Consider the following 6,907-nt stretch of genomic DNA (forward strand, 5'->3'; position numbering starts at 1 on the left):
GACACCTCAGGCGCCCCCGGACGCCGCCGCTGCGAGCTCGGTGTCCAGACCCTCGCGCCGGATGCGGATATCGATGTAGAGCAGCGCGATCACGCCGGCCACGAACGGCGTGGTGACCGCCGCGGCAACGATCGTTCCGACGAGCTGAGCGACGGTCATGCCCGTGAGCCCGCCGACCACCTGCCCCAGCATCCCGATCGGTGCGGAGACCACGCCGGCGACCACGGCCACGAGGATCATCGTGAGCAGGTAGATGCCGGTGATCCGCCAGAACGAGGTCTTGGTCAGCTGCCAGGAGCGGCGCAGCGCCGTGATGGCGCCCGCCCGCTCGAGCACGAGCACCGGGGTGGCGAGCACCGTGGCGATGACGACGAACAGCATCGCGGCGAGACCGGCCAGCAGCCCGAGCAGCATCAGCCCGAGCGTCAGCCCCAGCTCACCCGCGAGTCCGGCGAGCAGCGCGGGGACCAGGCACAGGAGCATCGCGGCCGCAGCCATGACGCTGATCAGCAGGGTGAGGCCCAGCAGCTTCAGCAGCTGTGGGCGCACCAGCCGCCACAGCTCACCGAGCGGGAGCTTGCGGCCGATCACGGACTGGCTGACGCTGTGGATGAGCACGCCGTTCAGCGCCGTGGTGACGACGAAGCTCACCACGCTGCTCGCCAGGCTCGGCAGCAGCGAGGCACTCAGCGTGCCGTACAGCTCGTCGAGGTCCTGGGCGGTCGGGTCGACCGACCCCGCCCACCGGTTGAGCTCCTCCGAGAGCCCCCAGGTGAGTGCGCCCTGGATGATCGTGACCACCGCGACGACGATCGCCGCGAGGCCGAACATGACGGCCGGGTTCGCACGGATCGCCTTGAACGCGCCGTCGTAGATCTCGCCGAGCGTCAAGGGGCGCAGCGGGATGATCCCGGGCTGGGCGACCGCGAACATCGGGTTCTGCTGAGGGGCTCCGTACTGGCCGTATGCCGCGGGGCCGGGCGCTCCGTAGCTCGGGACCTGGGGCGCGTCGCCCCAGCCGGACCCCTGCCGGTGCTCCTGGTCGCCGCCTTCGGGCGGCGGCATCGGTGTGCTCACTGTTCCCCTTGCTCGCCTCGCTCCACGTCCTCGCGCGCGACCATCCTTGCACGCGCACCGCGCGCCCCCCGGCGTTGCCGCACCACTCGACTCGCTTCCTGGTGCGACGATAGGGCCATGAGCCCACGCGTCTTGGTTGTCGATGACGACGCCGCGCTGTCGGAGATGATCGGCATCGTCCTGCAGTCGGAGAACCTCGAACCGGTCTTCTGCTACGAAGGCACCACCGCTCTGGAGGCGTTCAGATCCAGTCAGCCCGACCTCGTGCTGCTCGATCTGATGCTTCCCGGCATCGACGGCATCGAGGTGTGCGGCCAGATCCGGGCTGAGTCGGGCGTCCCGATCATCATGCTCACCGCCAAGAGCGACACGACCGACGTGGTGCAGGGGCTGGAGGCAGGCGCCGACGACTACATCGCCAAGCCGTTCAAGCCCAAGGAGCTGGTCGCGCGGATCCGGGCGCGGCTGCGCCGCCATGACGACCCTGACACCGAACGACTGCTGATCGGCGACCTCGTCATCGACGTGGCCGGGCACCGTGTGACACGCGCCGACGAGGCCATCAACCTCACCCCTCTGGAGTTCGACCTGATGGTGGCGCTGGCGCGCAAGCCCTGGCAGGTGTTCTCCAGGGAGGTGTTGCTCGAGCAGGTGTGGGGCTACCGGCATCAGGCCGACACCCGCCTCGTCAACGTGCATGTGCAGCGGCTGCGGGCCAAGGTGGAGCAGGACCCGGAGAACCCCGAGGTCGTCGTGACGGTACGCGGTGTCGGCTACCGGGCCGGAGCCCCGCCGACGAGATGAGCACCGGTGGCTGAGGAGTCCGCTGCCGGGCCGTCGGTGCCGGATCGGCTGCGGCGCTGGGGCCGCTTGACCTGGCGGCGTGCGAAGGTGCGCCTCCGGGTGCTCGCCCGCGCGTGGCGCCGGTCGCTGCGGGTGCGGGTGTCGGTGACGACCGTCGCCGTCGGACTGGTGGCGCTGCTCACCCTGGGAGCCGCACTGTCGGGTCAGGTGCGGGACTCGCTGTATGACGCGCGGGTCGACGAGGTGCTCACCGATGCCGCCGTGCGCGCCGACGTGGCCCAGAGCGCGTTCGACTCCTCCAACGCCGCGCGGCAGCAGGACGTGCAGCAGCTGATCAACGACATCGTCGGTTCATTGGAGATCACGTCCGGTGCGGAGGGCGTGCTGCTGCTGCGCTCACCCGACCAGCCGAGCCAGTTCCCTGAGGTCTCGCCCGACGACCTGCGCCCGCTGATCGACGACGACCTGCGCGAGGCCGTCCGCGAGGAGTCGCTGCAGATGTGGCAGCCGGTGGGGATTCCCAGCGGCGGGCGGACCAACCCTGGCGTGGTCATCGGGACCCCGGTCACGCTGCCGATCGCCGGTGAGCACGAGCTCTACTTCGTGTACTCCTTCGCCGAGGAGCAGGCCACGCTCGATCTGGTGCAGCGCGTGCTGCTCGTGGGGGCGGTGGCACTCGTGCTGCTCCTGCTGGTGATGGCGTGGTACCTCACCAAGCAGGTCCTCAGCCCCGTGCAGCAGGCTGCGAAGACCGCAGGGCGCCTGGCCGACGGGATGCTTGACGAACGGATGGAGGTCCGTGGCGTCGACGAGCTCGCTGTGCTCGCCCGCTCCTTCAACGAGATGGCGCAGAGCATCCAGGACCAGATCGAGCGACTCGCCCACCTCTCACGGATGCAGCAGCAGTTCGTCTCCGACGTCTCGCACGAGCTGCGGACACCGCTCACCACGATCCGGATGGCGAGCGAGGTGCTGAACACCGCACGCTCGGAGTTCGGCCCGACCGAGGCGCGGTCGGCCGAACTTCTCGCCACCCAGCTCGACCGGTTCGAGTCGCTGCTCGCGGACCTGCTGGAGATCTCGCGGTTCGACGCCGGAGCAGCCACCCTCGAGGTCGAGGAGACCGATGCGCGCGTGGTCGTCGAGCGTGTCATCGACATCGTGGAGCCGCTTGCCGAGCAGCACGGCTCCAGCATCCTGCGTGTGCTGCCCTCGGACCCGGTGCAGGTGGACATGGACAGCCGTCGTATCGAGCGGGTGCTGCGGAACCTGTTGGTGAACGCCGTGGAGCACGGCGAGGGTGAGCCGATCGACGTGCAGATGGCGGCCGATCGACGTGCGGTCTCGGTGGTGGTGCGCGACCACGGCATCGGCATGACACCCACCGAGGCCGAGCGCGTCTTCGATCGCTTCTGGCGCGCCGATCCAGCGCGCCGCCGCACGCTCGGCGGAACCGGGCTGGGGCTCGCGATCTCGCTTGAGGACGCCCGCTTGCACGGGGGAACCCTCGAAGCCTGGGGGTCGCCGGGCGAGGGCGCTGCGTTCCGGCTCACGCTCCCGCTGCGTGCCGGCCTGACCGTGCGGGAGCACCCGCTCGATCTGAGGCCCCACCGCGAGGACGTCGAGCCCGAGGTGCCACGCGACCCTGCCGGTCCGCACGCGCTCCCGGACGACTTCATGGCGGAGGTGAGCGAATGAGGCGTCGAGCGTGCGCGCTGGCCGTGCTGATGGTGACGGTGATGACGGGGTGCCTGGCGCTGCCGACCGATGGCAGCATCCAGCAGGGTTTCGATGCGCCTCCTGTTGACAGCGGACTGGAGCTCGTCGCGCCTGGTCCTGCTGACGACGTGCCGCCCGAGGACATCGTGCAGGGGTTCCTGCTCGCCTCCAGTTTCGGCCTGGGCGACGACTTCGGGCGCGCGCGCGAGTTCATGACCGCCGCCGGCGCCTCGCAGTGGAACGCCCTCGACGGCGTGATCATCTACTCCGACGCCGTGCCGCTCGAGGTGACGCTCGATCCCGAGGTGCCGGGCGCCGTCGGGCGTTCGGTGACGGTGCGTGCCACGGTCGCGGCGACCGTGGCACCCGACGGGACCTACACCGAGGCCGCGCCCGGCACCGAGCAGGAGTTCCACTACCAGCTGGTGCAGATCGTCGGCGACCAGTGGCGGATCAGTCAGCTCGGTTCCGGCGTGCTGATGAGCGAGGTGACGTTCGGCACCCAGTACCGGGAGGTGCCGATCTACTTCCTCAGCGGTGACGACGAGCCGCGGCTCGTTCCCGACCTGCGCTGGTTGCCGCGTTCGCGGACCGTGACCAACTCGGTACGCGCGCTGCTCGGTGGTCCTGCTGACTGGCTCACCTCGCCGGCCGTGGTCACCGCGTTCCCCGGCGGCACGAGCCTGGCGCTGGAGGGCGTGGCGATCGACGACCGGGTGGCCACGGTGTCACTCAGCTCCGAGTTCCTCACAGCGAGCCCCGCCGACCGCGCCTACGCGCAGAAGCAGCTCGCGGAGACCTTGCGACAGCTCGGCCAGGTCAACCGGGTGCAGATCAGCGTGGACGGCAATGTGCTGCCGATCGAGGAGGAGCTGGCGCCGATCGGGACCACGCCGGTGCCGGTGCGCGGCCCGGTGGTGATCCGTGACGGCGCTCTGAGCGTGCTCAGCGGCAGCAGTCTCAGCGAGCTCGCCGGTGGGCACACGGTCCCCGAGGGGTTGGGCTCGATCGCGCTGCCGTACGAGCCGGGCGCGATCGTGGGACTGGTCGACTCGCGCTCGCTGGTCGCTCTCAGCGAAGGCGGGGGTGAGCCGACCGCGCTGCTGCCGGTGGACGAGCAGATACTCGCGCCTTCTTACGACGTGCATGGCTGGGTCTGGACCGGGCCGACCGGGGCGGGCTCGAACACCGGCGCGCTCGAGGTGGTGCATCCGCTGACCGGGGCGACCGCGTCGGTGCCTGTGCCGGATCTCGCCGGAGCCGACGTGGTCGCGCTGCGTGTCAGTCGCGAGGGTGCCCGGATCACGTACGCCGTCCGCACGAACGATGCGGTCGTGGTGGCGGTCGCGGCGATCGAACGCGACGCGGGCGGGCGCCCGGTCGCGGTCTCCCAGGGCCAACCGATCGGGGCGCCGCTCACGAACGTGCGCGAGCTCATGTGGGTGGACGACGTGGAGATCGCGGTGCTGGGGGCGGACAGCAGCGGCGACGTGACCGTGAGGCTCCTCGGTGTCGGTGGGCAGACCGCACCGTTGCCCTCGGTCGAGGGCGCGATCTCGATCGCCGCCGGCGACGGCCGTCGCGAGCTCTACCTCGCCACGCAGGAGGGCGACCTCTACGGCCGCAGCGGCAACGGGTGGCGGCGTATCGACGGGGGTGCCGAGTCACCCGCGTTCTCCGGGTGATCCACAGGTGCAGCCCGATGCACCGCTGTCCACAGCACCCCTCCGCGTGCCCAGCGCCGGTGGGTGGGGCGCGGTGATGCTGGGCGGATGAGTCGCAGCTCTCGGCACGGTGAGCTCCGCGGCGTGGCCCGGGCGTTCGGCCGGCTGGTGCTGCCGCAGGAGTGCGCGGGCTGCGGGCGTCCCGATCGGGTGCTGTGCCGCCGCTGTCGCGCGCTGTTCGGGGAGCCGCAGCGCTGCGAGGAGCTCACGCAGCACCTGGCCGGGTCGCAGGATCCGCCGGTGGCACCGCTGCCGACGTGGGCACTCGCGACATACGCGGGGCCGGTCCGCCACACCGTGCTCGCGTGGAAATCCGGCGGCCGCCCGGATCTCACGGGACCGCTCACGGCCGAGATGGCGCGTGCTGCCACCGTGGTCTCGCCGATCGAGAGCCCGACGGCGCCCGGTCCCGTTCTTGTGGTGCCGGCACCCTCCGGTGCCGCTCGCCGCAGGGCGGGCAGGTTCGTGGTCGGGGATCTCGCCGACGCGTTCGGTCGTGCCGTAGCGGGGGTCAGCGACGGGCCGGTCGCTGTCGTGGACCTGTTGCGTCGCCGTTCCGGGAGCGGACACCTGCTCGGCGCTGCGGCGCGCAGCCGCGACCGGGCACAGGCAGTGCGCTGCCAGCAGCGGTTGTCGCCCGGCACGGTCTGTCTGCTGGTGGACGACGTGGTCACGACCGGTGCCACGCTCGCCGCATGCCGGGCCGCGCTGGAGGAGTCCGGCGCGATCGTCGCCGCGGCGTTCGCGCTCGCTGTGACCGCGCCGCCCGGGTCGGGGGTCATCGAATTGTCTGCTGTGAGCAAAGAAACCCAGCGAACACTCAGGTCGGTGGACTAGCGTCGAGTCATGATCCCGATCCCGCCCCGAGCCGATCGGCCGGGGGAGTGGGAGGTGATGCCCCGACCGCCAGAGCCGCGCGGGTGGGCCGTGCGGTGACCGACTCGCCGCGGTCGATCTCCGATCGCGGCACGAGGCACACGGAGGATCTGGATCACTATGGAGATCGTGGTCGTCAGCCGACACACCGAGGTACCCGAGCGTTTCCGCAGGCATGTGGAGAACAAGCTCGCGAAGGTAGGGCAGTTGCAGCCCTACGCCCAGCGCGTCGACGTCGAGGTCACGCACGAGGCGAACCCACGCATGGCCGAGGTGGCCGAACGCGTGGAGCTCACCCTGCGTGCCAAGGGGCCGATCGTGCGGGCGGAAGCGAGTGCTTCCGACCGCTACGCCGCGCTCGACCTCGCCACGGCCAAGCTCTTGGAGCGGTTGCGCCGGCACCAGGACCGGCGCAAGTCCCGCCACCACGGGCGGGGTGATCACCACGAGCACCTCGCTGCGATACCCGAACCGGTCCCGCTCGAGGAGACCAACCCCGAGGACGAGAGCCGCGAACCGTTGGAGCCGGGTGTCGCCGTCGAGCAGCAGTTGGGCGACTCGCCCGTAGTCATCCGGCAGAAGGTCCATGACACCGAGCCGATGACGGTCGATGACGCGGTCGCCGAGATGGAGCTCGTGGGGCACCCGTTCTTCCTCTTCATCGAATCCGAGTCCCACCAGCCCGCCGTCGTGTATCGGCGCACGGG

6 protein-coding genes are annotated in these 6,907 nt (G+C 70.7%); 5 read left to right on the forward strand and 1 reads right to left on the reverse strand.

Annotated elements, in window-relative coordinates; translation table 11 throughout:
• Positions 1-6: 6 nt before the first annotated feature.
• On the reverse strand, positions 7-1,077 hold the full coding sequence (locus ACOJSN_RS12570; RefSeq protein WP_420112842.1) for a glycerophosphoryl diester phosphodiesterase membrane domain-containing protein: 1,071 nt from the start codon (positions 1,075-1,077) through the stop codon (positions 7-9).
• 117 nt (positions 1,078-1,194) lie between these two features.
• Between ACOJSN_RS12570 and mtrA the strand changes: the two genes are divergently transcribed.
• The 5 genes from mtrA to hpf all read left to right on the forward strand — a co-directional run.
• Positions 1,195-1,881 carry an MtrAB system response regulator MtrA gene (gene mtrA, locus ACOJSN_RS12575; RefSeq protein WP_420112843.1) on the forward strand — a complete coding sequence of 229 codons (687 nt, stop codon included), beginning with the start codon at positions 1,195-1,197 and terminating at the stop codon, positions 1,879-1,881.
• A 6-nt stretch (positions 1,882-1,887) separates the two neighbouring features.
• On the forward strand, positions 1,888-3,579 hold the full coding sequence (gene mtrB, locus ACOJSN_RS12580) for an MtrAB system histidine kinase MtrB (RefSeq protein WP_420112844.1): 1,692 nt from the start codon (positions 1,888-1,890) through the stop codon (positions 3,577-3,579).
• A complete protein-coding gene (locus ACOJSN_RS12585) occupies positions 3,576-5,285 on the forward strand; it encodes an LpqB family beta-propeller domain-containing protein (RefSeq protein ID WP_420112845.1) in 1,710 nt (569 codons plus the stop codon). The genes mtrB and ACOJSN_RS12585 overlap by 4 nt, the downstream gene beginning before the upstream one ends.
• An 87-nt stretch (positions 5,286-5,372) precedes the next feature.
• Positions 5,373-6,161: a ComF family protein gene (locus ACOJSN_RS12590; protein WP_420112846.1), complete on the forward strand. Its 789-nt coding sequence runs from the start codon at positions 5,373-5,375 to the stop codon at positions 6,159-6,161.
• A gap of 159 nt (positions 6,162-6,320) precedes the next feature.
• Positions 6,321-6,907, forward strand: a 587-nt coding sequence (gene hpf, locus ACOJSN_RS12595) for a ribosome hibernation-promoting factor, HPF/YfiA family (RefSeq protein WP_420112847.1), incomplete at its 3' end; no start/stop codon positions are given.

It is taken from the genome of Pseudactinotalea sp., from assembly GCF_048594945.1.
Lineage (GTDB): Bacteria > Actinomycetota > Actinomycetes > Actinomycetales > Beutenbergiaceae > Pseudactinotalea.

What these genes read in the sequence shown, in the direction of transcription:
- mtrA (WP_420112843.1), top strand. Translation starts at nt 1,195, where the DNA reads ATGAGCCCACGCGTCTTGGTTGTCGATGACGACGCCGCGCTGTCGGAG.
- ACOJSN_RS12585 (WP_420112845.1), top strand. Translation starts at nt 3,576, where the DNA reads ATGAGGCGTCGAGCGTGCGCGCTGGCCGTGCTGATGGTGACGGTGATG.
- ACOJSN_RS12590 (WP_420112846.1), top strand. Translation starts at nt 5,373, where the DNA reads ATGAGTCGCAGCTCTCGGCACGGTGAGCTCCGCGGCGTGGCCCGGGCG.